Raw genomic sequence first — 1,409 nt, forward strand, 5'->3', positions numbered from 1 at the left:
GCCGTTGCTCAAAATATGGCAATGGCAAACGCATTAAATGCTCAACTACAGTGGATCCCAGCCGCACGTCAACCCGGTCGGAAAGATCAGCGCTTACTAAGGCACGCATTGCTGAGGTTATTCCGGCTGCAATGGCGGCTACCACTAACACTGCTGTAAGGGGAGCCAGTAATGAGAGATTGTTGCGGCCAATTACTTGGTCGATCACTGCAAGCACCCCGAGGGGAAACACGGCGCTTAGTAGTTGTGAAATAAATGCAGTTATCAAAGTCATGCTAAGTAAGCCTGGATAGCGCAAGAAGGCAGGCAGAAACCAGCCCAACCCAAAGGCTTCTTCTTGGACGCGACCAGCGCGACCCTCGCGAATCACCAGTAATTCCACCCCACTCGGTAACCGTTCTTCCAGTTGCTTAACACTCCAGCGTTGCAAGCCAACGCGGGGATCGCCAATCAGTACACCGCTGCCACCAGCTGCCACCAGCAACATCACAAAAGCGCCATCCAAATCAATTAGGGCAGGTGGCTCCAGGCGAGTGAGGTCCCAGGGACGGGCTCGCATCGGCCTGGTGTCAAACCCCATCGCCTCCAACTGAAGCCCCAGCTGAGCTAATTTCAGCGCCCCCAACCGCTGTTCCACATCTTCTAAATTGCGTTTAACCAGCTCTGCCGAATAGGCCAGCTGTTTTGAAGCAGCAAGGTGGCTGATGCAGGCAAGGGCCTGCTCTAGCCTGCTTGTAGCGCCTGTGGCAAAGGCTGTTGCTTCCCCTTCGGGGCGGTGGAAACCGTAATTTTCAGCTGCTTCTGCCCCAGAACGCTCCAACAAGACAGGCAGTTGTTCAGGCCGCAAGGCCAATGCGTTCGAATTTCTATTGGTTGAATTTTTATCAGTTTGATTTACATCTCCTAAAGCTTGGGATAGCTCTTCTTCAGGCAGGCTAACTATGCGGATGGGTAGTTGATTTACATGGAGCGGTAAATCGATTCTGCTTTTTTGATCTAAGAAGGCACCAATTGCCATTGCCGAGGCAGGCCTTGGGCCACTCAATAGTTCGATAGCACCATGGCTGGGATCAGCTGCTGGATCCGCGAGCGACCAATGCCCAAACAATTCTTCAATTAGTTGCCTTGGTTCCGCAACCGCACGCCCCTTGCGTTCTAGCTCCTGCAGCAACAACACTGCAGTTTCCTCAAATAGAGGCATTGCCAGAGCTTGCTGCAGGCTTTGATCAGCGCGCAGGGCCTCAATTGCATCACTAAAGGGCACCAGCAGCAGAACCGTGATTTGCGAGGCAATCAAGGTGAGATCGGGTTCACCTCTAACTACGCTTGCCCAGCCCACCCAATCATTGGCTTCAACACTTCCCAGGCTTAGGGGTGGTGAACCTGGCTGTTGATAGATCCGTCTTAAT

Annotated in this window: 1 protein-coding gene; it reads right to left on the reverse strand. The window is 52.9% G+C overall.

The features are described 5' to 3' along the window. Positions 1 to 1,409: ABC transporter transmembrane domain-containing protein (locus tag C7K08_RS14125; RefSeq protein ID WP_153062433.1), on the reverse strand; the 1,409-nt coding region annotated here is incomplete at both ends.

The sequence above is a fragment of the Synechococcus lacustris str. Tous genome (genome assembly GCF_003011125.1).
Lineage (GTDB): Bacteria > Cyanobacteriota > Cyanobacteriia > PCC-6307 > Cyanobiaceae > Synechococcus_D > Synechococcus_D lacustris.